General features: G+C 68.1%; 28 protein-coding genes and 1 pseudogene. 7 read left to right on the forward strand and 22 right to left on the reverse strand.

Annotated elements, in window-relative coordinates:
- The 3 genes from SACCYDRAFT_RS18310 to glgP form a co-directional block, all read right to left on the reverse strand.
- Complete coding sequence (locus SACCYDRAFT_RS18310; protein ID WP_005458452.1) at positions 1-780, reverse strand: enoyl-CoA hydratase/isomerase family protein; 780 nt, start codon at positions 778-780, stop codon at positions 1-3.
- A gap of 78 nt (positions 781-858) precedes the next feature.
- On the reverse strand, positions 859-1,671 hold the full coding sequence (locus SACCYDRAFT_RS18315) for an ABC transporter ATP-binding protein (RefSeq protein ID WP_043536631.1): 813 nt from the start codon (positions 1,669-1,671) through the stop codon (positions 859-861).
- A gap of 50 nt (positions 1,672-1,721) precedes the next feature.
- Complete coding sequence (gene glgP / locus SACCYDRAFT_RS18320; protein WP_005458455.1) at positions 1,722-4,277, reverse strand: alpha-glucan family phosphorylase; 2,556 nt, start codon at positions 4,275-4,277, stop codon at positions 1,722-1,724.
- A gap of 143 nt (positions 4,278-4,420) precedes the next feature.
- On the opposite strand from glgP, the gene SACCYDRAFT_RS18325 reads away from it, so the two are divergent.
- The 4 genes and pseudogenes from SACCYDRAFT_RS18325 to SACCYDRAFT_RS26980 form a co-directional block, all read left to right on the forward strand.
- Positions 4,421-5,869 carry a neutral zinc metallopeptidase gene (locus SACCYDRAFT_RS18325; protein WP_043536633.1) on the forward strand — a complete coding sequence of 483 codons (1,449 nt, stop codon included), beginning with the start codon at positions 4,421-4,423 and terminating at the stop codon, positions 5,867-5,869.
- Between the two features lie 114 nt (positions 5,870-5,983).
- The gene (locus SACCYDRAFT_RS18330) at positions 5,984-6,355 is read left to right on the forward strand and encodes a type II toxin-antitoxin system RelE/ParE family toxin (RefSeq protein ID WP_005458459.1); all 372 of its coding nucleotides are present in this window, start codon (positions 5,984-5,986) and stop codon (positions 6,353-6,355) included.
- Positions 6,352-6,687 carry a helix-turn-helix domain-containing protein gene (locus SACCYDRAFT_RS18335; RefSeq protein ID WP_005458461.1) on the forward strand — a complete coding sequence of 112 codons (336 nt, stop codon included), beginning with the start codon at positions 6,352-6,354 and terminating at the stop codon, positions 6,685-6,687. Before SACCYDRAFT_RS18330 ends, SACCYDRAFT_RS18335 begins: the two co-directional genes overlap by 4 nt.
- 10 nt (positions 6,688-6,697) lie before the next feature.
- Positions 6,698-7,028 (forward strand): annotated as a pseudogene (locus SACCYDRAFT_RS26980) (neutral zinc metallopeptidase); the annotation flags it as partial.
- Here SACCYDRAFT_RS26980 and SACCYDRAFT_RS26985 read toward each other — a convergent pair.
- The 13 genes from SACCYDRAFT_RS26985 to SACCYDRAFT_RS18385 form a co-directional block, all read right to left on the reverse strand.
- Complete coding sequence (locus SACCYDRAFT_RS26985; RefSeq protein WP_005458463.1) at positions 7,024-8,115, reverse strand: RHS repeat-associated core domain-containing protein; 1,092 nt, start codon at positions 8,113-8,115, stop codon at positions 7,024-7,026. The pseudogene SACCYDRAFT_RS26980 and the gene SACCYDRAFT_RS26985 overlap by 5 nt on opposite strands.
- 3 nt (positions 8,116-8,118) lie before the next feature.
- Entirely contained in the window at positions 8,119-9,030 is a 912-nt protein-coding gene (locus SACCYDRAFT_RS26990) for an RHS repeat protein (RefSeq protein ID WP_005458465.1), read from the reverse strand.
- A 144-nt stretch (positions 9,031-9,174) separates the two neighbouring features.
- Positions 9,175-9,348: a hypothetical protein gene (locus SACCYDRAFT_RS26995; RefSeq protein WP_005458466.1), complete on the reverse strand. Its 174-nt coding sequence runs from the start codon at positions 9,346-9,348 to the stop codon at positions 9,175-9,177.
- A gap of 193 nt (positions 9,349-9,541) precedes the next feature.
- Complete coding sequence (locus SACCYDRAFT_RS18345) at positions 9,542-10,051, reverse strand: hypothetical protein (RefSeq protein WP_157606524.1); 510 nt, start codon at positions 10,049-10,051, stop codon at positions 9,542-9,544.
- A 26-nt stretch (positions 10,052-10,077) separates the two neighbouring features.
- Positions 10,078-10,740: a hypothetical protein gene (locus tag SACCYDRAFT_RS18350; protein ID WP_005458470.1), complete on the reverse strand. Its 663-nt coding sequence runs from the start codon at positions 10,738-10,740 to the stop codon at positions 10,078-10,080.
- A gap of 50 nt (positions 10,741-10,790) precedes the next feature.
- Complete coding sequence (locus SACCYDRAFT_RS26430; protein ID WP_157606525.1) at positions 10,791-11,336, reverse strand: hypothetical protein; 546 nt, start codon at positions 11,334-11,336, stop codon at positions 10,791-10,793.
- 31 nt (positions 11,337-11,367) lie between these two features.
- On the reverse strand, positions 11,368-11,640 hold the full coding sequence (locus SACCYDRAFT_RS18355) for a hypothetical protein (RefSeq protein ID WP_232283701.1): 273 nt from the start codon (positions 11,638-11,640) through the stop codon (positions 11,368-11,370).
- Between the two features lie 607 nt (positions 11,641-12,247).
- Positions 12,248-12,715: a polysaccharide deacetylase family protein gene (locus tag SACCYDRAFT_RS18360; RefSeq protein ID WP_005458474.1), complete on the reverse strand. Its 468-nt coding sequence runs from the start codon at positions 12,713-12,715 to the stop codon at positions 12,248-12,250.
- A gap of 30 nt (positions 12,716-12,745) precedes the next feature.
- Positions 12,746-13,258, reverse strand: a complete 513-nt coding sequence (locus SACCYDRAFT_RS26435; RefSeq protein WP_005458476.1) for a hypothetical protein — start codon at positions 13,256-13,258, stop codon at positions 12,746-12,748.
- Between the two features lie 103 nt (positions 13,259-13,361).
- Entirely contained in the window at positions 13,362-13,790 is a 429-nt protein-coding gene (locus SACCYDRAFT_RS25525) for a DUF7878 domain-containing protein (protein WP_005458478.1), read from the reverse strand.
- A gap of 207 nt (positions 13,791-13,997) precedes the next feature.
- The gene (locus SACCYDRAFT_RS18375; protein WP_052309207.1) at positions 13,998-14,684 is read right to left on the reverse strand and encodes a hypothetical protein; all 687 of its coding nucleotides are present in this window, start codon (positions 14,682-14,684) and stop codon (positions 13,998-14,000) included.
- 141 nt (positions 14,685-14,825) lie between these two features.
- A complete protein-coding gene (locus SACCYDRAFT_RS18380; RefSeq protein ID WP_005458482.1) occupies positions 14,826-15,824 on the reverse strand; it encodes a tetratricopeptide repeat protein in 999 nt (332 codons plus the stop codon).
- 40 nt (positions 15,825-15,864) lie between these two features.
- On the reverse strand, positions 15,865-16,167 hold the full coding sequence (locus tag SACCYDRAFT_RS18385; protein WP_005458484.1) for an MTH1187 family thiamine-binding protein: 303 nt from the start codon (positions 16,165-16,167) through the stop codon (positions 15,865-15,867).
- A gap of 95 nt (positions 16,168-16,262) precedes the next feature.
- On the opposite strand from SACCYDRAFT_RS18385, the gene SACCYDRAFT_RS18390 reads away from it, so the two are divergent.
- On the forward strand, positions 16,263-16,763 hold the full coding sequence (locus tag SACCYDRAFT_RS18390; protein ID WP_005458486.1) for a MarR family winged helix-turn-helix transcriptional regulator: 501 nt from the start codon (positions 16,263-16,265) through the stop codon (positions 16,761-16,763).
- 30 nt (positions 16,764-16,793) lie between these two features.
- Here SACCYDRAFT_RS18390 and SACCYDRAFT_RS18395 read toward each other — a convergent pair whose 3' ends face one another.
- From SACCYDRAFT_RS18395 to SACCYDRAFT_RS18405, 3 genes are all read right to left on the reverse strand, one after another.
- Positions 16,794-17,168, reverse strand: coding sequence for a DUF3817 domain-containing protein (locus SACCYDRAFT_RS18395; RefSeq protein ID WP_005458488.1), 375 nt, complete (start codon positions 17,166-17,168; stop codon positions 16,794-16,796).
- A gap of 153 nt (positions 17,169-17,321) precedes the next feature.
- Positions 17,322-18,416: an ABC transporter permease gene (locus tag SACCYDRAFT_RS18400; RefSeq protein ID WP_005458490.1), complete on the reverse strand. Its 1,095-nt coding sequence runs from the start codon at positions 18,414-18,416 to the stop codon at positions 17,322-17,324.
- A complete protein-coding gene (locus tag SACCYDRAFT_RS18405) occupies positions 18,413-19,342 on the reverse strand; it encodes an ABC transporter ATP-binding protein (RefSeq protein WP_005458491.1) in 930 nt (309 codons plus the stop codon). Before SACCYDRAFT_RS18405 ends, SACCYDRAFT_RS18400 begins: the two co-directional genes overlap by 4 nt.
- A gap of 94 nt (positions 19,343-19,436) precedes the next feature.
- Here SACCYDRAFT_RS18405 and SACCYDRAFT_RS18410 point away from each other — a divergent pair, with 94 nt between their 5' ends.
- Positions 19,437-20,495 (forward strand): class I mannose-6-phosphate isomerase, encoded by a 1,059-nt coding sequence (locus SACCYDRAFT_RS18410; protein ID WP_005458493.1) that lies wholly within the window; start codon positions 19,437-19,439, stop codon positions 20,493-20,495.
- Positions 20,496-20,507: 12 nt separating this feature from the next.
- Here the strand turns inward: SACCYDRAFT_RS18410 and SACCYDRAFT_RS18415 are convergent, their stop codons facing one another.
- A complete protein-coding gene (locus tag SACCYDRAFT_RS18415; RefSeq protein WP_005458495.1) occupies positions 20,508-21,260 on the reverse strand; it encodes an isocitrate lyase/PEP mutase family protein in 753 nt (250 codons plus the stop codon).
- Positions 21,257-21,745: a carboxymuconolactone decarboxylase family protein gene (locus tag SACCYDRAFT_RS18420; RefSeq protein ID WP_005458497.1), complete on the reverse strand. Its 489-nt coding sequence runs from the start codon at positions 21,743-21,745 to the stop codon at positions 21,257-21,259. Before SACCYDRAFT_RS18420 ends, SACCYDRAFT_RS18415 begins: the two co-directional genes overlap by 4 nt.
- Before the next feature lie 17 nt (positions 21,746-21,762).
- Between SACCYDRAFT_RS18420 and pdxR the strand changes: the two genes are divergently transcribed.
- Entirely contained in the window at positions 21,763-23,178 is a 1,416-nt protein-coding gene (gene pdxR, locus SACCYDRAFT_RS18425; protein WP_005458498.1) for a MocR-like pyridoxine biosynthesis transcription factor PdxR, read from the forward strand.
- Here pdxR and SACCYDRAFT_RS18430 read toward each other — a convergent pair.
- A complete protein-coding gene (locus SACCYDRAFT_RS18430; protein ID WP_005458500.1) occupies positions 23,168-24,346 on the reverse strand; it encodes an acetyl-CoA C-acetyltransferase in 1,179 nt (392 codons plus the stop codon). The genes pdxR and SACCYDRAFT_RS18430 overlap by 11 nt on opposite strands.
- Positions 24,347-24,361 lie beyond the last annotated feature (15 nt).

Raw genomic sequence — 24,361 nt, forward strand, 5'->3', positions numbered from 1 at the left:
TCACTTCCCCTCGAAGGTGGCCTTGCCCGGACCGTTCTCGATGAAGGACTGCATACCACGCTTCTGGTCCTCGGTCGCCCACAGCGCCGTGAACAGCTCGGTCTCCAGCTTCAGCCCGTTACGCAGGTCGGTGTCGAGACCACCGTCGATGGCGGCCTTCGCCGCCCGCAGCGCCACGGCCGGGCCGTTCACGAACTGCGCCGCCCACCGGCGGGCGGCGGCGTACACGTCGTCGGGCGCGACGACCTCGTCGACGAGTCCGATGGCGAGCGCCTCCTCCGCCTTGACGAACCGGCCGGTGAACACGAGGTCCTTGGCACGGCTCGGGCCGATGAGCCTGGCGAGTCGCTGCGTACCGCCCGCACCGGGGATGATGCCGAGCTGGATCTCCGGCTGGCCGACCTTGACGTTGTCGCCGACGATCCGGCGGTCGGCGGTCAACGCCAGTTCGAGCCCACCGCCGAGCGCGTAGCCGGTGACGGCGGCGACCGTGGGCTTGGGCAGCTCGGCGATGGTGGTCAGCGACGCCGAGAGCGCGGCGCCGAACCGCTGCATCTCGACGTACGACCTCGCCGCCATCTCCTTGATGTCGGCGCCGCCCGCGAAGGTCTTCTCGCCGCCGTAGAGGATGACCGCCCGCACGTCGTCGCGCTCGCCCGCCTCGATCGCGGCCTCGCGCAACTCCGCCTGCACCTGGTTGTTCAGGGCGTTCACCGGCGGCCGGTCAAGCCGGATCGTGCCGATGCCCTCGTCGACCTCGAGACGGACGAACTCGCCCACGCCTTCCTCCTTCACGTTCCGCGATCGGCGCCGATCGCGTTGTCGCCTCCACCGCAGGCTACCCGCCGGTAGAGGAGATCAGCGACGTCGGGCGAAGAACCTGTCCCCCGAGCGTTCCAGCAACAGGTCCTGCCCGAAGGCCTTCGACAGGTTCTCACTGGTCAGCACGTCGTCGATCAGGCCGGACGTCACCGCCCGCCCCTGCGAGAGCAGCAACGCGTGGGTGAACCCCGGCGGGATCTCCTCCACGTGGTGGGTGACCAGCACCATGGCGGGCGCGTCGGGGTCGAGGGCCAGATCCGACAGCCGGGCGACGAGGTCCTCCCGACCGCCGAGGTCCAGTCCGGCGGCGGGCTCGTCCAGCAGCAACATCTCCGGGTCGGTCATCAGCGACCGCGCGATGAGCGTCCGCTTGCGCTCGCCCTCGGACAGCGTCCCGTAGCTGCGGTCGGCGAGGTGGCCGATGCCCAGCGCCGCCAGCAGCTCCTCGGCGCGGGCGGTGTCGAGTTCGTCGTACGACTCCCGCCAGCGTCCGAGCACGGCGTACCCGGCGCTGACCACCACGTCCCGCACCTTCTCCTCGGGCGGGATGCGGCCGTTGATCGCGGCGGAGGTGAACCCGATCCGCGTGCGCAGCTCGAACACGTCCACGCGGCCGAGCCGCTCACCCAGCACGTGCACCGCACCGGTGGTGGGGTGCAGTTCCGCCGCGGCGAGCTTGAGCAGCGTGGTCTTGCCCGCGCCGTTCGGGCCGAGCACCACCCACCGTTCGTCCAGCTCCACCGACCAGTCGAGGTCGGCGAGCAGGTTGTTCTTTCCCCTCCTGACCCCCACACCGGAGGCGTGGATCACGAGATCGGCTAGGTTCTCCGGGACCGCCACGTCATTCACGGGCTCATTGTCACCGACCGGCCCGGGAAGGCAAGAACGCACCCCGAAGCTCAGGCGAGCACGACCCTGCCGAGCTCGGCGGGACTCGCCAGCAACGGATGCCGTGGCAGCACGCGCACCGTGTAGCCCAGCGAGCCCGCGAACGGCAGCCGCAGCGTGCCCGCGAACTCGCCGCGCCCGCACGGCGACAGCGGCACGGTGACCACGTCGCTGAGGTCGTCGGTGTCGCCCACCCTGCCCACGACGGCCTGAACCTCCACATCGGACTCATCGAGTTCGGCCAGGTCGACGCGGGCCGTGAGGCGGGCGGGCGTGCCGACCACGGGCGTGTCGCCGCCCTCGACGGACAGGTCCGTGGACACCACGCGCACCAGCGGCCAGCACGCGTCCACGCGGGCCCGGTAGGCCGCCAGCGAACGCGCGCCCGCGTAGTCGTCGGCCACGGCCGCCGCCACCGTCGTGGCCGCGGGCCCGTAGTAGGACTCCACGTACTCCCGCACCATGCGCGACGCCTGCACCCGAGGCCCAAGCGTGCGGAGTGTGTGCCAGATCATGGAGACCCAGCCTCGCGGCACCCCGGCGGCGTCGCGGTCGTAGAACAGCGGCGCCACCTGCTGGCCCAGCAGGTCGTAGAGCGCCGCCGCCTCCAGGTCGTCGCGCAGCAGCGGGTCCGTCACCCCGTCGGCCGTGGGGATGGCCCAGCCGTTGCTGCCGTCGTAGTACTCGTCCCACCAGCCGTCGCGGATCGACAGGTTCAGGCAGCCGTTGAGCGCCGCCTTCATCCCCGAGGTGCCGCACGCCTCCAGTGGCCTCGTGGGCGTGTTGAGCCACACGTCGCAACCCCGGTAGAGGTAGCGGGCCATCGACATGCCGTAGTCGGGCAGGAACACCATCCGCTCCCGCACGGCGGGGTCGTCGACGAACTTCACGATCTTCTGGATGAGCGCCTTGCCGCCCTCGTCGGCCGGGTGCGACTTGCCCGCCACCACGATCTGGATGGGATGCTCATCGTCGAGCAGCAGAGCACGCAGCCGCTCGGGGTCACGCAGCATCAGCGTGAGCCGCTTGTACGTGGGGACGCGCCGCGCGAACCCGACCGTGAGCACGTCGGGGTCGAAGATGCGCTCGGTCCAGCCGAGTTCCAGCGCCGACGCCCCGCGTTGCAGCCACGCCTGGCGCGCCCGGCGCCGCACCTCGGCGACGAGGTTCCCGCGGAGTTCGCGGCGCAGCTCCCACAACTGCTCGTCCGTGACGTTCGGGTCGATACCGGACCCGTCGCCGTCGTGGCCCCACTCCTCGTCGCTGCCGCCGAGCAGCGCGCTCATCTCCCGCGCCACCCACGTGGGCCCGTGGACACCGTTGGTCACCGACGAGATCGGCACCTCCTCGGTGTCGAAACCCGGCCACAGCCGGGTGAACATGCGTCGCGACACCCTCCCGTGCAGGGCGGACACGCCGTTGGCGCGCTGCGCGAGCCGCAACCCCATGTGGGCCATGTTGAACCGCCGGGGGTCGTCCTCGGCGCCGAGCGCGAGCACGCGGCCCACGTCCACGCCCGGCAACAGCCTGCCGTCACCGAAGTAGTGCCGGACGAGGTCCGCCCCGAAGCGGTCGAGCCCGGCTGGCACCGGCGTGTGCGTCGTGAACACCGTGCCCGCGCGCACGGCCGACAACGCCTCGTCGAACGTCAGCTCACCCGCCGACAGGACCTCCCTCACCCGTTCCAGCCCGAGGAACCCGGCGTGGCCCTCGTTGGTGTGGAAGACCTCCGGCTGCGGGTGTCCGGTCAGCTCGCAGTACCGGCGCACCGCCCGCATGCCGCCGATCCCGGCGAGGATCTCCTGCCGGATGCGGTGGTCGTCGTCGCCGCCGTAGAGGCGGTCGGTGACCCCACGGAGGTCCTCGTCGTTGCCCTCGACGTCGGTGTCGAGCAACAGCAGCGGCACGCGGCCGACGCGGGCCTGCCAGATCTGCGCCAGCAGGTCACGCCCGCCGGGCATCGCCACCCGCACGTACACCGGATCGCCGGACGGCTCGGTGAGCAGCTCCAGCGGCAGCCCGCTCGGGTCGATCACCGGGTAGTGCTCGACCTGCCAGCCGTCCAGCGACAGCGACTGCCGGAAGTACCCCGCGCGGTACAGCGGTCCCACGCCGATCACCGGGACGCCGAGGTCGGACGCGGCCTTCAGGTGGTCGCCTGCCAGTACGCCCAGCCCGCCGGAGTAGTTCGGCAGCGCCTCGTGCACCCCGAACTCCATGGAGAAATACGCCACCGCGCGCGGGAACCGTTCCCCGTCGCCCGCCTCCTCCACCCGGCGCTGGAACCAGCGTGGCTCGGTGAGGTAGCGCCGCAGGTCGTCGGTGGCCTCGCGCGCCCTGGCGAGGAACTCCGGGTCGCGCGCGAGTTCCTCCAGCCGGGAGGCCGGCACCTCGGCCAGCATGCGCAGCGGGTCCCTGATCCTGCGGAACAGCGCGTCGTCCATCGACGCGAACAGATCGCGCGTCGGCGGGTGCCAGGTCCACCGCAGGTTGGTGGCCAGTTCGGTGAGCCCCGTCAACTCGTCGGGCACCCGCGCGTGCACGGTGAACCGGCGGACAGCTTTCATGATGATCGACCATATCGCCGGGCCGCGAGTGCCGCGCGCGGCCTCACACCGCCGCCGGACCCCGGAGTCACCGTCAGCGGCGTCACACCCGACTTGTACGGGATCGCCTCGATACGACCCCCGCGTCCGCTACTGTGCCCGCCATGGAACGCACAGGGGGACGAGGGGTGCGGCGCGCTTTCCTGGCTCTGGCCGTCGCCGTGGCCACGTTGACGGCGGCCTGCTCAGGTGAGATCGAGGGCGAACTCCGCAGCGAGGGCGAGATCGCGGGACTGCCGATCACCCACTTCGAGAGCGGGCTCAGGACCTCCGCGCCGAAACCGCGGCTGAACGTCGAGAACGTCTCCTCCGAGGAGGACGACCGGCTCGCCGTCGCCGCGATCGCGGACGTGTCCGCGTTCTGGAAGGAACAGTTCCCCCGCCACTTCGGCGAGCAGTTCCAGCCGGTGAGCAGGCTGCTGTCCTACGACTCCACCACGGACGACATCAACGTGTGCGGGGCGACCACCGCCGACGTGGCCATGAACGCGTTCTACTGCCCGCCGGAGGACCTGGTGGCCTGGGACCGGGGCACGCTGCTGCCGCTGCTGCGGCAACGGTTCGGCCCGATGGCCGTGGTCACCGTGCTCGGCCACGAGTTCGGGCACGCAGTGCAGTACCGTCTCGGCGCGAAGGCCGGCATCAGCGAGCAGACGTCGACGATCGTCAAGGAACAGCAGGCCGACTGCTTCACCGGCGCGTACTTCCGGTGGATCGCCGAGGGCCACAGCCAGTACTTCGAGGTCTCCACGTCCGAAGGCCTGAACCAGGTGATGGCGTCGCTGTTCTTCATCCGCGACTCCCCCGGCCAGTCGCACGCGGCGGCCGGCGCGCACGGCACGGCGTTCGACCGCACCTACGCGTTCCAGCTCGGCTTCGAGACCGACGCGGCGAAGTGCGCGGCCATCGACCAGGCCGACGTCGACTCGCGCATCACGGAGCGCCCCTTCGACCCCGACGACGCGGGCATGGGCGACATCAGCGTCAACGACCAGACCCTGGGAATGCTCCAGCAGAGCCTCGACGAGTCGTTCGCGGGCGCCGGAGTGCCGGGCCCCAAGATCGTCAACCAGGGCGCGTCCTGCCCGAACGGCGTCTCCACGCCGCCCGCGTCCTACTGCCAGGACTCCAACACCGTCAGCATCGACATGGCGGCGCTGGCAGAGCTCGGGCAACCGATCGACCGGGAGGCCGAACTCACCGGGCGGGAGTCCGGCGGCGGGCTCGGCGACTTCGCCGCCTTCGCCGAGGTCGTCTCCCGCTACGTGCAGGGCATCCAGGTGGGCCTGAACGTGCCCGTGGACAACGCCAACGCGGGACTGCGCACCGCCTGCCTCGTCGGCGCCTGGACCGCCGCCATCGACCACGACGGAGCACTGCTGCGCCCCTCACCGGGCGACCTCGACGAAGCCATCGCCGAGCTGCTGCTGCCCCGCAGCCTCATCGCCGCCGACGTCAACGGACACCCGGCAGTGAACGGCTTCGCCCGCATCGAGGCTCTGCGCCAGGGCTACCTCAACGGCTCAGGAGCATGCAGCGCGGAGTATCCGTGAGGGCGGCTCGTTGGTGTGCATGGCGCCCTCGATGCTCCCGCACACCGCGATTCAGACGAGAGCGGATACGCGTGACACAGCTCCGGAAGTAAAGCATTTGCTACACTCTCATGGGTGGAGGAGTGGGAGACACGCATCACCAACGACCTGCTCGTCTGGGTCAATGCCCTGGACAAGCGGTCGAAGGCACTGGTCGTTGATGCCATCGATCGGCTCGCCGAGGCCGGACCGAGGCTGGGTCGGCCACTCGTGGACCGCATCGCAGGTTCCCGCCTGCACAACCTCAAAGAACTGCGGCCGGGCTCGGCGGGCCGGTCAGAGATTCGAATCTTATTCGTGTTCGGTCCGTGGCGCTCGGCCGTCCTGCTGACGGGCGGGGACAAGTCGGGCAACTGGTCGGGCTGGTACCAGCGGGCCATCCCCCTGGCCGAGGACCTGTACGAGGAGTATCTGAAGGAACGTCAAGCCGAGGAGGAGCAGCGATGACGAAATTCCCCAAGTGGAGCGAGGTTCGCGCCAACGTCGTCGCCGAGGCAGGCGGCGAGGAGGCGGTGACCGAGGCCAGGAAGCGCAACCAGGCCTACATAGACGGCCACCGGCTCAGCGAGCGTCGTAAGGCTCTCGGCCTCTCCCAGACCGACGTGGCCGAGAAGATGGGCGTGACCAAGAGCCGAATCTCCCAGATCGAACGCGGCGAGGTCTCCACCGTCGATGCCATCGCTCGCTACGTCCAGGCCCTCGGCGGACACATCCAGATCTCCGCCGTGTTCGGCGACGACACGTACATCCTGCGCGGCACCGACACCCCCGCAGCCTGACCACTCCCCCACCGACACCGTCAGCATCGACATGGCCGCACTGGCCGAACTCGGGCAACCGACCGACCGGGAGACCGAACTCACCGGACGCCAGTCCGGCGGTGGACTCGGCGACTTCGCCGCCCTCGCCGAAATCGTCTCCCGCTACGCGCACGGCATCCAGGTAGGCCTGAACGTGCCCGTGGACAACGCCAACGCAGGTCTGCGCACCGCCTGCCTCCTCGGCGTCTGGACCGCCGCCGACCACGACGGAGCACTGCTGCGCCCCTCCCCCGGCGACCTCGACGAAGCCCATAGCCGAACTACTCCAACCCCGCAGCCTCACCGCCGCCGACATCAATCGAGGCTGAGGACTTCGAACCGCTCGCCGTCCGCGGTCAGCAGCTCACTGCCGAGGGCAAGCTGGTCGGCGTGGAGCCAGTGGCCTTGGTCGTCGACCCAGAAAGGGTGTTCGGCCGTGGCCACCACCGTGGCGGTCTTGTCACCGTCTGCACCGTCGACGTCGACCGTGATCTCGACGAGCTCCTTGATGCCGGAGCTGGTGATGGTCGCCACGACCGTACGCGGCCCCTCCTCGCCGGTCTCCGGATCGGTGGCCCACACCCGATCCCCGACCTCCTCGATCGACTTCACACTGCCATCGGCCAACAACACACCGGTACCGGGCACGAAACTGTTGCACCCCGGCGGACCACCACCACTTCGACGACCCGCACCCGCCGCATCACCAGCAGCATCCGCACCCTTGCCGAACCACTTTGTTAGTGTCGCGGCCTGCCCGCCCGGAAGTGCTCCCGCACACGAAAGCCCAGCATCGACACCATTTCCCTCAAGCCCGTACCACGCACAATTCAGGCCATCCGCAACAATGCCAATACCCGGAACCAGGCCCACACCATCAAGAGTAAGATGCCCTAAATCACTGCCGTTATCAACTATCCATTCACCCGCGTCCACAAGCCAGTTGCCCACATCACCCCAAAAGCTGTTCTGCGCAACCGAAACACCGCCGACACCGGAAGCTCCACCACCCGGTCGGCTGTAACCCGCTGTGCGGGTGCTCCGCTTTTTCGAGTAACCCCCACCGGACCATCGAGGACGCTGGAAATACCGTTGTTTGACGACCTTGACGACAGTCGAGACCACGTTCTTGAACCATCCGAAGAACAACCCCGACGGGTCCGAATAGGTGATCGGGCTGTTGTTCGAATAGGTGTAGCCATGCATCTGCTGCGGATCGGTGAGGTCCATCAGCGGATCCACCGACAGGAACCGCCCCAGCTCCGGGTCGTACTGCCGTGCCCCCAGGGTCACGAAGCCGGCCGAGTCGTCGATCGTCCCGCCGACGAACCCCTTCTCCCCTGGGAACTCCACCTCCGGACCACGCCGGCCACCGAACGGCAACTGCCAGCGCCGCGTCACCTGCATCGACTACGCGTCCACCGCGAACTGTGAGGTGCCCTGGTGGTCACCCAGCAGCCACGTCACCCCGGCCTCGGTGCGCATCGCGACCGTGGAATCACCAAAACTGTAGTACCGAGTGGTCGTGGTCTCACCACTCTCCCGGTCCCACCGCAGCTCCTGTCCCTCCAGGTACAGCGTCGCCCCGTCGGGATCGCGCCGTATCAACCGCTGGCCGTCCGCGTCATACAGGAACTCGGTGACCACCTCATCCTTGGTGGACTTCACGAGATTGCCCTCGGCGTCCCACTCCAACGTCTGCTCGCCGTCGACGGAGGTCCGCCGCACCGTGTTACCGGACTCGTCGTAGACGAACTGCTCCAGCGTGGTGCTGCCGCTCGGGAACTGGCTGGTCACCGACTCCAAGGCATGCCCGCCGTCAGGGTAGGCGTACTCGTGCACCGTGTCGCCGTCGGAAGTGTGCTCCACCTGCGACATCCGGTTGCCCACCTCGTCGTAGGTGAAGGAGTGCCAGTACGGCGCGGGCCCACCCAGCGCCTCCACCGTCGGGTTCCCGGCACAGTCACTTGCTGGCGTCCACGCCTCCACCAGCCTTCGCAGGTGGTCGTACCGGAAGCACTGCACGTCGGCGAGTCCGTCCAGCGGCACGTCCGCGATCGAGGTGACGTTGCCCGCCGGGTCGTACGAGTAACGCGTGTCCGACTGCATCGGCTTCGGCAGCTCGGCGTCCACGATCGTGCGCGCCAACCGCCGTGTGTGCTCGTGGTAGTACCGCGACAGCCACACTCGCTGCCCCTGCTCACCCAACTGCGTCCGCTGAAGCTCGCCGTAGCGGGTGTACTGCGTGTCCGTGACGTACTCCGTGGTCCCCTGCCCACTGAGACCGCCGTGGCTCGTTCTCAGGAAGCCTGAGATCGTCATGGACCAGGCTGTACGGCTCCGCCGACAGATCGCCGGCCTCGGCGTAACCGATACCACCCAGACTGCCGTCCGGGTTGTAAGCCGCCGTGGTGGTGTACGTGCCGCCGAGCCCTTCCTCGGATTCCGGGATCACGATCTGGGTCTTCAGCGGCTGTACAACGGGTCGTAGATCGAGGTCTTGCGCACGTACGCCTCGCCGTCGACGTACCGCGTCGACGACGCGAGGCGGCCGATGCCCCACTCCGCGGTGTCGTAGGCCCACTCGGCACGCTTCGGACCGTCGAGCGGACCTCCACCAATCGAACTACAGCCACGCATGACCGCATTTCCCACCCGGGTTCAGCCCGTGTGGACGACAGTCCGTACAGCGGTGACAAGCCGGACACGCGAGCATAGGTGACATCAGCATCGACATGGCCGCGCTGGCCGAACTCACCGGACGCGAGCCCGGTGGCGGGCTCGACGACTTCGCAGCCTTCGCCGAACCGATGTCCCGAAATTGGAACTCTCCTCAACGTGTCAGGACAGCGATGGCTTCGATCTTGAATCGCTCCAGGTCCTCGTACCAGTCCGGACGCCCCGCCCGCCGAGTGAAGAACTTGACGGTCGTACCGTGGGAGAGGTAGTTATCACCGACTCCGACAGACACCACTGCCGTGAGACCGTTCGACACCTCGAAGCGCGCAGCCGACCGGAATGCCTCCTCGATGAAACAGAGAGCCCGAATGGCGACTGCCGAAAGGAATCGTTCCTTGTCCGAAGGAAGGCCGGACTCGGGGATCTTCACGTCGTTGGTGTGGTATTCGTAGTCCGCCACACCACCCCAATGCGACGCCAACTCTCGGTTCCTGCGGAAGTGTTTCGTCAGGAATGTCTTCGCGAGCATCGAACGCGGCTCCAGAGCCTCCAAGACGAAAGCCCCTGCGGGCGTGAAGTACCACCCCTTCCTGATTATCGTTCTCAGCTCGTCAGGCAGTACGTCGTCTTGCACTACTTCCTCGCGATTCAGAACCTCCTCCATCCGACTGTTCGTACGCATCGACTTCGTCAACCGATATCACCCCAGGGTTCCGTAACAGCCAGAACAAGTTCGATGCATTTCTCGAAGGAGCACCTTCTACCGGCCACCTCTTCGATGAGAGTTTCGCGCTCCGAAGGGCTGAACGGCCGCCGGATCATCCGTTCCGCATGGCGGAACGCAGCTGCGTGCTTGACGTCCAGGCGTCGCTCCCAGGGGCTGTCCGACAACGCCATCCCGGGCGGGTCCTCCAACAGGCGAGTCAAACTCCGCTCAATGGAGTGCCGTTCGTTCGGACAACCCCCGATCGCGGCCCGGAAGAAGCTCGCTCCCCGGGCACGTACTGCTTGGACGAACCTCGGCTCGGCGGTCACGGCCTCCCGGTCCGGCCCATCGCCCCTGACGCGCAGCCGGACCGCTTCGGCCGCGCGCTCGATGTCGACCTCGATAGGTTGGTCCGGGAACTGGAACGACGCCTCCCCGTGTCTCCGGAACCTACTCATCGCATCAGCGAAGTAAGCCCACAGGGGAAACACGTAGTCCCAGTGCCGAGTCCCGAGAAGCAGTGACTCATCGACTGTCAACTCAATCGCGCCTTTCGACCAGGCCGAGTTCTGTGACCTTACTCTGAAAACCCTCGCAACGGACGAACTCCCCGATGCCGTTCTGACGTGACTCTGCACCACGATCATTTTCCGCCCTCTTCATGCAGTCGGCCGCGGACACGGACCTCCCCTTGCTTTTACAGACTTTCCCATGTTCCATCGACTGCTTTCGGAAGCGGAAGCCAATCCGGCCACAAGGAAGGCTGTTCACCAGTGCAGGCAATCGGGTCGATACCCCGAGGAAGAAGGTCCATGTCGGGATGGAATCGGACCAGCGCATGAAGCGCGAGCTGCCCCCACGTCAACAACACCACCGCAACAAAGATGCCCGCAATCCAGAACGCTCGCGCCTTCAGTGTTCCGTACCGTCTCCAAACCCGACGGATGACCTGAATCAGAACCCACGCCGCGAGCGAATAGAACACAATACTCAACAGGACGAACTCAAGGGAAGGTCTTACCACCACAGACACGAGGTGCTCGGCACACGAATTGAGATCCGGAGCCGCCAGCAAACCCGCGCCAACCTGCCACAGCAGCCCCACGAACACCGAACCGACAGCGATCCAGCACCCCAGCGGAGAAGGCATCTGCCCTCGCGCTCTCGAAGTATCCCCCACCACGCCACCTATATCGCCAACCGGCAGAAGAAGATTACGCTTCAACAGCTGGCGCTGAACCATGCGACTCAAACACACAGAACCGGGGAGCCCACTACCTCTTCGAAATCGGCGAGATTCCGCCCACCACAAGGAAGAACATCCGGACCAGCGCCTCCCGAACACCCGGGTCCCGATCAATCCGCTCCAATGACTCGAACCTGGCCGGATGAATATCAATCGTGGCAACTCCGCCGGCGACTTCATGGTCCACCGTCGAGAACAGGAGAAGACATCGGTAGGCCCGCACGATGCCCTCTCTTTCCTCACGCATCAGCGACTGCAGGAAGAGGTCTCTTTCCTTGACCTGGCTGCGGAGTGCGTCCACCGAAGTCCACCGAGTCGCCCAGCCTCGCCCCTCTGCCTCCACTTGAATTTCCAGAAGTGTATCGAAACTGACCCGACACACCCGGAGGTCGGAGTCAGCAGCACGAATCAAAGACATTAGAGAACCTCACTTGCTCGGACTGGGAAAAGGAAGCCAATCCGGCCACAACGAAGGAAGCTCACCTTGACATTGGATCACGTTGGCTCCAAATCTGGGAAACAGAATCGTCTCCCCCCATTCGAACCTCAATTGCGCATACAGCGCCAACTCTCCCCAGGTAAGGAAGAAAGCCCCCAGTGCCAAGCAAGCCAATCCAACAACTCTCCACCGAAGCGGCACAGAGCGCCTCAACAACCAACGGACAATCACAATGGCCAACCAAGAAGCAGCCATATAGAAGAGCAGCCGCAGCAAAGCCCATTCGAGAGACTCCCGAGCCTCGACTACACCAAGCTCAACCGCACAAGAGACGAACTTGGAAGACACCAAGGAAAGGGCCCCCAATCCCCACACCATGCCGGCTACTACGCAAACTCCAACGAGAATGCACCCGTCAAGCCGCCACATGTCGGCAGGCATTCTCTTGCCTTCCATCGCCCCCCGCTCCTCAGAGGTCACTTCCCAGACGACCTTCGGCCCATGAACGGAACGGTTCCTCCGATGCCAGAGGCGGAGAAACCCTCGTGAGAGCGACTCCGAAGTCGACCGCGAACCGTTCGAGCATCGACACGAGGTCCGCCCTTGCCGTTGTCTCGACGACAGGGCTCGGAGCCCGAGCAACCAAAGAAGAGCAGTTGATTACCACGGACTCGTCCACGGGAACGAACGCGAGTACGACTTCGACTCCCTGGGAGGCGAAAAAGAACACATGTTCTTCCTTGCGAGCGAGTGCGTCAAGGAGGTCCGGAAGATTCTCCATGAATATGGAGCAGTCATACTCAACGTCCAGCCGCCAGTCATCCAAGCCGAAACCGGACACTCGAAACCCGACACCCGCCTGTTCCAGAACCTCACACGCGGCCATGACCTCGACCTCGTAACCTCCCAGCTCATCGCTCAAGGCGTTCAGGTCCACGGTCGGGGACGGCTCCAGACCTGCTTCCCTTCAGGACAGGATTTCGGGTTCCACGATCGGCGGATCAGGCGCCACAATGCAGACGAGGTCGGACGTGGACGAACACCCGACCTTCACCTCGCCGCATGCGATATACCCGTGTACCGGCAAGTCCGAGAACCAGAGCACGACATCCCCCTCGACCGTGGAGACCGACAACTCCCCCGACATGTCGATGTTCGTTCTCTCCGGCTCCTTGTAGTCCGGAGTTACTTTCCATGGCCACAGTTCCCGATCCAGCACGGGAGACGCCATGTCCTCAACCACGGGAGCTTCCTGTAACGTCCGGCGAGTAACCGGCGGAAGCGTAATACCCACCAACTCGTGAAGTGCGCCGGATTCGGAGTCCACTCTCATCTCGACGAATCCGCCGCTACGCCCCGTGATGTGAAGATCGAGGGAGACACCCGGTCGACGCACCTCCCAGAACACCTTCAAAGGTATCCACGGATCCGCTTCTGAGCGCGCCAGCCCCGAAGGAGCCCTGCCCAATACTCTCAACACTCGATCTCCTCCTGTTTTCACCGAGAGCGCTTCACTCAAACCCCGAAGACCGGCAGGCCACCGGTTTCACCGTCGGACGTTTGCCACACCGGAAACCAGTTGGTCAGCTCTCCTCGAAGAGCATGGAGAGATCGATCCCCACCTTTGCTTCCGCTTCAGCTCGCACGCGTCGCACGAACGGCAGTACCGCAGCGTCCACCTCCTCCAAGGAATAGCGCCCACTCCACCTGCCTGGCTCGTGAACGGACCCCAGGGACCAACCCGGACCGAAGCGCACTATCCGTACGACGCCGGTTTCCTCGAAAGAGAGGGAATCCAGCTCGAAGTCTTCCCGATCCACAGAGTCGACGCGCGTCCAGTCATGCACCCGGGAAGCCAGTTCGAGGACCGGAAAGAGTATCTCACTGTAGAGTTCCCGTTCCCCGTCCCAAATGGAGATGTCGGCTTCGACGTGGACGAAGAGCTCGCCAAGCGCCGTCCACTCGGGATTCAAGTCAGCAGTGGTCAGGCCGGTGTACCGGATCCGGATCACTCTTTCGTTCCCTTCAGGAAGGCGCTGAACATTTTCCTCGGCCCAGCCGAACCGCCCGGCGAACCTGTCACCTTCACCCGCCCCGCGCGGCGGTCATGATCGAACGAAATGGATCTTCACCGATACGGCGGCGGCGAGCAGCCGCCGTTCGGCGTACGGGTCGGTCACGAAATGGTTCCGGCCAGCCGGCGTCCGGCCCCACCACGGTCAGCCGTAGTGACGGATCGCCACGTAGGTCTGCTGTTCCAGGACGTTCTCACCGCTCGCCGACGGCAGTCCGAGTCGGTGGTCGAGCAGCCCGCGCCACGGTCCGCATCCGCTCACGGCGGGCATGGCGAGTTGCTCGTCGATCGAGTCGAACCGCAGCACCAGCGGATCGCTCGACACCACCTCGGTGGGGCCGGGCTGTTGGAGGACGGAATGGATCGGGTCGGCCTGCGTGCCGATCGCACAGCCACGCGGCAGGAACGGGCCCTCCAACGCCGCCACGAGGTCGATCTCGCCCTTGCGTTCGTCGTTGGACTGGAAGTCGGAGTAACCACCGTAGCGGAAACGCAGCGACGTTCCCGGCAGGCCGGGCAGCGGGGTGGGCTCGGAGCGCAACGCGCCGAACTCCTGCTCGTAGGGCCCGCCGGTCCACCGTTCGGCGAAGGTGAGCCGCATGGGCTCGAGTGGCACGTCGCTGAGGTTCCCGAACGACAGGGTGCCGGTGGACACCAGCACCTCACAGCGCCACTGCGCCGGGTCCGCCCCGGTGGGCAGCGCCGGACAGTCGGAGAAGTCGAAATCCGGCAGCGGCTCGGCCGCGGTGGCGGCGCCGCCCGCGGTGAGGGCCGTGACGATCGCGGTGAGGACACCGGTGAGGGACAGGGCGACAGTACGTTTCAACGACATGCCGATGATCATGTCGCCGCCCGGAGGGCCGCACATCGGGCGAACCCCGGACCCGCCCCTGGTCGTCCCCGGGGACGTCCCCAGGGTGGCGGCCGGAACCACCGCCCTGGGGACCGGGCAGTCACTGTCGGGGCGCGGGCGTCAGAACAGGGCGCTGGCCAGGTCGCGCCGCGCCTTGGCGACCCGCTCGTCGGCGGGGTCGAACAGCTCGAACAGGCTCACGAGGTGTTCCCGCACCCGGTTCCGATCGTCGCCCGCGGTGCGGCGAATGGTGGCGACGAGTCTTGCGAAACCGTTCTCGACCTCCCCCATGGCCACCTGCGCGTCAGCGGCGGCCAGTTGCGCGTCGAGGTCGTCCGGGTTCGCGTCCGCCTTGGCGATCGCCGACGGGTCGGTGCTCTCGGCGCGGGCGGCGAACCGCACCTGCACGAGCGCGGCCTTCGCCTGCTCGTTGCCGGGCTCGCTGTCGAGGATCCGCTTGTAGGCGGCCTCCGCCGCGGCGAAGTCACCCCGCTCGAAGGCGTCCTCGGCCTCGACGAACCGCGGGTCCTGCGGCTGCTCCGCCTCCTGACCCTGCTGCGCCGCCTGCACACCGGGCAGCTTGTCCCGCAGCAGGTCCAGCAACTGCGTCAACCACTGCCTGATCTGAGGCTCGGGCAACGCCCCCGAGAACGCGTCCACGGGCTGGCCGCCCGCGATGGCGACGACCGTCGGGATCGACTGGACACCGAAGAGCTGCATGATGCGCGGGTTGGCGTCCACGTCGATCTTGGCCAGCACCCAGGCGCCGCCGCTCTCGCCCGCGAGCCGCTCCAACACCGGGCTGAGCTGCTTGCACGGACCGCACCAGTCGGCCCACAGATCCACGACGACCAACTGTTGCAGCGACCGCTCCAGGACCTCGGCCTGGAAGGTGGCTTCGGTCACGTCGATGACGGACGCGCTCGCCGCGCCGTTCGCCTGGCCACCTGCCCCGGCACCGGCCTGCGTCCCCTGCCGTGCCGCCGCCTCGGCTCGTGCCTTCACCGCCGACAGGTCCACGGCTCCGGAGAGCGCGGCGGACACGGCGGGTGAGTTGTTTCCTGATCCGCGTGGCTGTGTCACGGTCTCCATCCTGGCATGGACGGTCGGTGCCGTCATCGCTGGTCCACGGCTTGACGCGCACCCCGATCGAGTGTGCTCAGGAACCCGTGAGGCGCTCCTCCACGCGCTCCACCTTCGCCGACAACTGACCCGTGTGCCCAGGGCGGATGTCGGCCTTGAGCACGAGGCTCACCCTCGGTGAGCCCTCACCGGCGGCTTCCACGGCGCGCTTGACGACGTCCATGACCTCGTCCCACTCGCCCTCGACGTTGGTGAACATGGCGTTGGTCTCGTTGGGCAATCCGGACTCGCGCACCACCCGGACCGCGCGTGCCACCGCCTCACTCACCCCGCCGTCGTCGTCCCCGCCCGCCGGGCTGACGCTGAACGCCACGATCATCGCTGACTCCTCGTGTTCCCGATGCCGATGTCTGCGGCACATCCGTGCCGTACCCGTCCCAAGCCTGCCGGGCAACGCTGCTAACTTCGAGCCCCATGAAAGGTCCGTTGTCGTTCGACCCGATCGCGCGTGCGGCGCAGCTGTGGGAGGAGCGCATCGGGCCCTCCACGACGATGTCCGCCGTCACCGGGCTGATGCGTGTCCAGCAGATCATCCAGTCGGCCGTCGACGCAGCGCTCAAGCCGCACGGCCTGACGTTCGCGCGCTTCGAGGCGTTGACCCTGCTGAGCTTCTCCCGCCACTCGCGGCTGCCGATGCGAGTCATGGGAGAGCGGCTGCAACTGCACCCGACGAGCGTCACGAACATCGTGGACCGGCTGGAGAAGGACGGCCTGGTCAAGCGCCTGCCGCACCCGACCGACCGCCGCACCACCCTCGTCGAGATCACCGAGGAGGGCACGGCGCGGCGCGAGGAGGCCACCAGGGCGGTGACCGACATCGACTTCGGTCTCACCGGGCTCACTCACCGGCAGACGGAGCAGCTCACCGAGCTGTTGACGAGGGTGCGCAAGGCCGCGGGCGACTTCACGGACTGAAGGCCCGCCCGCCGGAGGGGCGCGAAAGCGTCAGGCTCCGGCCACCGCGTCGCCGTTGCCGCGGCGCACGAACAGGCCGGTGCCGCCGTAGCGCAACTGCTCGGGGCCGTCGAGCTTGCCCCGCCGCAGCGCCCACTTCTCGAACAGCCACGTGAACAGCGGCGGGATCGACGCGAGCAGCGCCAGCACCACGGTGCCGAACCGCCATCCGAGGGGACGCGCCACGGCCAGCGTCGTGACGAGGTAGAGAACGAACAGCACGCCGTGCACCATGCCCAGCACCGGGACGCCGCCCTCGCCGAGCTCCACGACGTACTTCAGGAACATGCCGACCAGCAACCCCGTCCACGAGAAGGCTTCGGCGATCGCGACGACACGGAACAAGACGGCAGCCTTGTTCGACAAGGGTTCCTCCTCGGATAGCCGACCACCACGCACGGGCGGCCGTACAGCACTCTCCACGCACGTCAACCACGCTGTCGAACGTCGTGGTACCAGTGTGAGCCGTGACGTCCGTCACCGGCCTACCGGCCCCTCACCCGGCGAACGCGAGCCACGTCACGGTTCCCAGCGGAACACCTTCGCCGCGAGCGCACCGATCACGGCGGTGAACCCGACCAGCACCAGCGCGGGCACGAGCAGCGCCTCCACGCCGTGCCCACGCACCATGACGTCGAGCATGCCCTCGTTCAGGTGCCGCATCGGCAGTGCCCACGACACCTGCTGCAACCAGGACGGGGCGGTCTCGATGGGGAAGAACGCACCGGACAGGAAGGCCATGGGGAGTGTGACCAGGTTGGCCACCGTGCTCGCCGACTCCTCGGTGCGGCACCAGGCCCCGACGAGCATGCCGATGGCGAAGAACGCCAGCGTGCCGAGCATCAGCAACGGCAGCGCCAGCCACCACTGCCCGGTCAGTTTCAGCCCGAACGCGGGAAGCAGCGCGACGGACACGAAGAGCACGAACTGCGCGGCCGAGACACCGAGGGTCACGAGCAGTCGCGACGTGAGCACGGTGCTCGGCCGCACGGGCGCGAGCCGCAGCCTGCGCAGCACCTGGTTGCGACGCCAGTTCACGAGCGTGATGGCCGCGCCGAACACCGCCCCCATCGCCACGGCCCAGCCGAGGATGCCGGGCGTCATGTACTGGATGGCTTCGAGGGAGGCGTCCTCCACCTGCTCGGCGTCGAGCGAGAACCTCGGCTCCTGGCCGGTGACGGCCACGTTGGTGCGGTTCACCACCCCGTCGACGATGCCGAGCACCAGGCTCGCCGTCTCCTGCGCGCTGGCCGCGAACCGCACGCGCACGGTGTCGCCGTCCTGCGTCACGTAGGCAGGCAGGTCGCCGTCGCGGACCTGCTCCTCCGCCTCCTCGACCGTTCCGACGGATTCGAGGTCGAGGGCCTCCGTGTGCTCCAGCGCGGTGATGACCGGGCCCTCACCGACGACCGCGACCGTCACCCGGGTGTCGCCCTGCCCGTTGAACAGCAACCCGAAGATCACCAGGAACATCAGCGGGAACAGGAAGGTGAAGAACAGGGTCGTCTTCTCCCGCACGATGCCCTTGAACATCGCGACGGACAGTGCGCGGAACGGCGTCGGCGCCGTCGTCCCGCGCTTCGTGGTCGTCCGTTCCTCTTCGGTGGTCGTCACGCCCGGTACTCCCTGCCGGTCAGGTGGAGGAACACGTCCTCCAACGTCGCTGTGCGCACGGTCAGCCCGTCCACGGTGCCGCGCTCGGCCAGTGCCGCGAGCAGCGGAGCGGGGGTGCGCGTGGTGATCGTCACCGTGACGTCGTCGGTGCTGACGCTGTCGGCGCCGGGCAGCACCCGCGCGTCGTCCGGTGTGAGAACCGTGGTGTCGAGGGTGACGTGGGTGGGCGCGTCCAGGTCACGCACGAGCCGTGCCGGAGCGTCCATCGCGAGGATTCTCCCGTGGTCCATGATCGCCACGCGGTCGCACAGGATCTCGGCCTCGTCGAGGTAGTGCGTGGTGTACACGATGGTGCTCCCGCGTGCCTTGATCTGCCGGAGCACGTCCCACAGGTTGCGGCGGGCCTGCGGGTCGAGCGCGGCCGTGGGCTCGTCGAGGAACACGAGCTCGGGGTCGTGCACGAGGGCGCACGCGATGGACAGCCGCTGGCGCTGCCCGCCCGAGAGCTTCTTCTCCGGGGTGTCGGCCTTGTCGGCGAGGCCGACGAGTTCGAGCATCTCGTCCGCCCTGGCGGGGCCGACCCCGTAGAGGGCGGCGAAGGTCTTCAACTGCTCCCGTGCCGTCAGCCGCTCGAAGAACGACGAAGCCTGGAGCTGGACGCCGATGCGGGGCAACAACGCCTCGTTGCGGGGCCACGGCGACTGCCCGAGCAGCCGGACCGTACCGGCGTCGGGCGCGAGCAGTCCCTCCGCGATCTCCAGCGTCGTGGTCTTGCCCGCTCCGTTGGGCCCCAGGATGCCGAAGAACTCCCCTTCGACGACCTCGAAACTCACGCCGTCGACCGCTCGCACGTCGCCGTAGTGCTTGCGGATGTCGGACACCGCGAGGGCAGCGGACACCCTGGGAGTCGTGGAGGAGGCAGGCATGGTGTCACTCTATTGATCACCGGGGCGCCAGGAAGCCGCGTGAGCGATCTCGACACCGATCGTTGTCGATCCGTACCCGGTAAGTTCTCCGGCCATGAGTGCACCGTCAGCGCCCATCCGGCTTCCCGCGAACCAGCCCGCCCAGTTCTACCGGGGAGGTGCGGCCATCGCCGCGCTCCGCTCGGCGTCGTCCGGCGGGGCTGCGAGCCGTGCCGCCGAGTTCGGCCCCGAGGACTGGGTGGCGTCCACGACCACGTTGTTCGGCCGTGACACCGAGGGCCTGACCCGGCTGCCCGACGGGCGGTGGCTGCGTGACGCGGTGGAGGCCGATCCACTCGGCTGGCTCGGCCGCGACCACGTCGAGGTCTTCGGCTCCTCCACCGCACTGCTGGTGAAACTGCTCGACGCGGGCCAACGGCTGCCCGTCCACTTCCACCCGGACGACGAGTTCGCCCGCCGCCACTTCGACTCGCACTTCGGCAAGACGGAGGCGTGGATCGTCGTGGGCACCCAGGGTTCCTCACCCACCGTGTACGCGGGCTTCCGCGAAGCGCTCGACGCACGCACCATCTCCGACTGGGTCGCCGACCAGGACGCGCCGACCATGCTGAACGCGTTGAACGCGGTCCCGGTCGAACCCGGCGACACCGTCCACATCCCGGCGGGACTGCCGCACGCGATCGGCGAAGGTGTGTTCGTCGTCGAACTCCAGCAGCCCACCGACTTCTCACTGACGCTGGAGTGGCGCGACTTCCTCGGCGACGAGGCGAAGGGACATCTCGGGCTCGGCTTCGACACGGCGCTGAAGGCGCTCGACACCTCAGTGTGGGACGAGGAGCGGCTCGCGAGCCTCATCCGGCACACCGCGATCTCCGAGACGGCCCCGGAATCGGCCACCGTCGATCTGCTCGCCCCGGGTTCGCGCCCGTTCTTCCGTGCCGACCGGTTGCGACCGAGGACCCCGCTCGCCCTCGACCCGTCGTTCGCGGTTCTCGTCGTGAGCGAGGGGCGGGGCAGGTTGAAGAACACCCGCGGGGACGTCCACGAACTGTCCACAGGCGACACCTGGGTGGTGCCGCACGCGGCGGGTGAGCTCGAACTCGACGGCGACGTGGCCGTCATCCGCTGCCGCCCACCCGCCGCGCGGGGCTGACCACCGGCCCGTTCAGTGCCGCGTTCGCCCGGCCAGATCGCTCAGGAACCGCGTGACAGCCTCCCGCGCCACCGTGCGGAGACCACCACCGAGCGAAACCCTGGCCACCCCCAGTGCGGCCAGCTCGGTGAGGTCCGGCCCGTCCGGCAACAGGGTCACGTTCACGGGTGCCTGCGCGAGTTCCGTCGTGATCGCGCGGATCACCCGCGCGTCCCGCACGTGGATGGGATAGACCACGTCGGCGCCCGCCGCGAGGTAACGCCGCGCTCGGTCGAGCACTTCGGGCACCAGCGCGCGCTCGTCCACGGCACCGCCACCGCTTCCCAGGAAGGAGTCGATCCGCGCGTTGATCACCAACCGGTCTCCCGCCTCCTGCCGGAGCGACGCCAGCAGCTCCGCCTGCTGCTCCACCTCGCGGCGGACACCCGCGCGGTGGTCGGTGTCCTCGATGTTGAAACCCGAGGCTCCCGCGTCGAGCAGCCGCTCGACCAGCTCCGCCGGCGGCAGTCCGTAGCCGGATTCGGCGTCCACCGTCACGGGCACGTCGACCGCACGCGCGATCCGGCGCGCGGCGGCCAGCATCTCGTCGACAGGGGCCTGCTCGCCGTCCGCGTGGCCGAGGCTTCGCGCGACCGCCACGGAACTGGTCGCCACCACCGGGAACCCCGCCTCCACGACGGCTCGGGCGGTGTCGGCGTCCCACGCGTTGGGTAGCACCAGCGGCCTGCCGGGGACATGCAGCGCCCGCAGTCGCGCGGCGATCATGTCCGGGGCAGGGGCTTGCGGCTGGTCACCCCGAGCCGGTTGAAGGCGTTGATCACCGTGGCGGCCCACGCCACCGCCGTGTACTGCTCTTCGGTGAACACCTCCAGCGCCTGCCGGTACACGTCGTCGGGTACGTCCCGGGTGGAGGGCAGGGTCGTCATCGCCTCGGTGAGCGCCAGCGCGGCACGCTCGGCGTCGGTGTAGAGGTCGGTCTCCCGCCAGGCGTCGAGCAGGTAGATCCGCCGCTCGTCCTCCCCCAGCTTTCGGGCGTCGCGGGCGTGCAGGTCGAGGCAGAACGCGCAGCCGTTGAGCTGGGAAGCCCGGATCTTGACCAGTTCGATCAGCCGCTGGTCCAGACCGGCGTCGGCGGCGGCCTTCTCGACCGTGGTGTGCAGGGCGAGCATGTCCCGGTACGCCTGGGGCAGTGCGCTACTGAGCTGAATGCGTTGACTCACACCGACGAACCTAGCGAGCAAGCGGACCACAGGTATGGTCCAGTTCCGTGGCGAAATCGTGGTCCACTTCAGTGGACGACCTTCACCTCGACTGGGATCCGGCCAGCGGCCGGGCGGGGCTCGCCGAAGCCGTCCGGCGCGCGATCCGGTCCGGTCGGCTCCCTCACGGCACCGCGTTGCCCTCCACGCGGACGCTCGCGGCCGACCTCGGCATAGCCCGGGGCACGGTCACCAGGATCTACACAGACCTCGCCGACGAGGGCTACGTCCGCACCCGGCAGGGAGCGCCCACCGTGGTCACGGCGGGTGAAGGACACGACAGCACACCCTCGGTCCCCCCACCGGCGGTCGAGCGGCCACGGTGGAGCCTGTTTCCCGGACGACCCGACCTCTCGGCGTTCCCTCGGGGCACCTGGCTGTCCGCGACCCGCAGAGTGCTGGCCCGTGCGCCCGTCTCGGCGTTCGACCTGCCTGATCCCCTCGGCGTCCCCACACTGCGGGAGGCGCTGGCCCACCACCTGCGCCGAACCCGCGGCGTGGTGGCCGACCCCGACCGGATCGTCGTCTGCGCCGGGTACTCACACGGGCTGGCGCTGCTCGCCACCGCGCTGCGCGCGCAGGGGCTGCCCCGGCTGGCGTTCGAGAACCCGTCGCTGTGGGTCCATCGCGACATCGCCACCGCGGCAGGCCTCACCGTCACCGGAGTGGACGTCGACGGCGACGGCCTTCGGGTGCCGGACCTCACCGACCCGGCCGTGGTGGTGACCCCAGCCCACCAGTACCCGACAGGGGTGACACTCGCACCGCACCGCCGCACCGAACTCGCGCGAGCAGCCCAGCAGGGACTTCTCGTGATCGAGGACGACTACGACGGGGAGTTCCGCTTCGACCGCGCACCCGTCGGCGCGGTGCAGGCCCTCGCCCCCGAACGCATCGTGTACGCGGGCACGACCAGCAAGACCCTCGCCCCCGGGCTACGGCTGGGCTGGCTCGTACTGCCCCGCTTCCTCGTCCACCAGGTGCGGTCGGTGCTGGAGGCCGGAGCCCGGGGAGCGGTCGGCGTGCTGGAGCAGCTCGTGTTCGCCGAACTGCTGAACTCGGGTGCCTACGGCAGGCACGTCCGCCGGTCCCGGACGAAGTACCGGCACCGGCGGGACCGGATCGTGGCAGCCCTGCCCGAGGGCTTCACGCCGCGCGGAATCTCGGCCGGCCTGCACGTTTTCGTGCCGCTACCCGAGGACGGGCCCGGCGAGACCGACGTGCTACGCGCGGCCCGCCACAACTCCCTCGAAGTCGTCGCGCTGGGCCCGCACTGGATCACGCGGAACGAGCGGAGGTCGCTCCAGGGCGTGGTCCTGGGATACGCCGCCCCGTCCGACCACGCCTTCGAGCCCACCGTCCAAGCCCTCGCCCGCACGTTCTCGGACGCGAGTGCGCGCTCCGCCTGTCCGGTCAGACCTTGAGCAGCAGCGCGTCGCCCTGGCCGCCACCACCGCACAGCGCGGCCGCGCCGAGCCCACCGCCCCGCCGCCGCAGTTCGTGGACCAGGTGCACGACGAGGCGAGCACCGGAGGCCCCGATGGGGTGGCCGAGTGCGATGGCACCGCCGTTGACGTTGACCTTCTCCTCGTCGAGACCGAGCTTGCGTGCGGAGACCAGACCCACCGCCGCGAACGCCTCGTTGATCTCCACGAGGTCGAGTGCGTCGGCTTCCAGCTTCGCCTTGGCGAGCGCGGCCTTGATGGCGTTGGACGGCTGCTCGTGCAGGCTCGCGTCGGGGCCCGCCACCACACCGTGCGCGCCGATCTCGGCCAGCGGCGTGATGCCCAGTTCCTCCGCCTTGGCCCTGCTCGCCACGACGACCGCGGCGGCCCCGTCGGAGATCTGCGACGCCGAGCCCGCCGTGATGGTGCCGTCGGCGGTGAAGGCGGGCCGCAGCCGCGCCAGCCCCTCGGCGGTCGTGTCGGCGCGCACCCCCTCGTCCGACGAGAACACCACCGGATCGCCCTTGCGCTGCGGGATCTCGACGGGAACGAGTTCGTCGTCGAACACGCCGTTGGCGGCCGCCTTGGCAGCGCGCTGGTGCGAGCGCGCGGAGAAGGCGTCCTGCTCCTCGCGGGTCAGGCCGTAGCGGGCGTTGTACCGCTCGGTGGACTCGCCCATGGCGACCTGGTCGAACGCGCAGAACAGGCCGTCGTGGGCCATGTGGTCCACCAGCGTGGCATCGCCGTACTTGACCCCGGTGCGCGACTTCGGCAGCAGGTGCGGCGCCTGCGACATGGACTCCTGACCACCCGCGACCACGAGGTCGAACTCGCCCGCACGGATCAACTGGTCGGCCAGCGCGATGGCGTCGAGGCCCGACAGACACACCTTGTTGATGGTCAGCGCGGGAACCTCCATGGGAATCCCCGCGGCCACGGCAGCCTGACGTGCCGGGATCTGGCCGGCACCCGCGGTGAGCACCTGGCCCATGATCGTGTACTGGACGGCGTCGGCGGGAACACCGGCCCGTTCCAGAGCCGCCTTGATGGCGATCCCACCCAGCTGCGCGCCGGAGAAGTCCTTCAACGAGCCGAGAAGCCGGCCGATGGGGGTACGGGCGGCGCCCAGGATCACGGAACCGGACACAACATGCCTCCTGCG

It is taken from the genome of Saccharomonospora cyanea NA-134 (assembly GCF_000244975.1).
GTDB lineage: Bacteria > Actinomycetota > Actinomycetes > Mycobacteriales > Pseudonocardiaceae > Saccharomonospora > Saccharomonospora cyanea.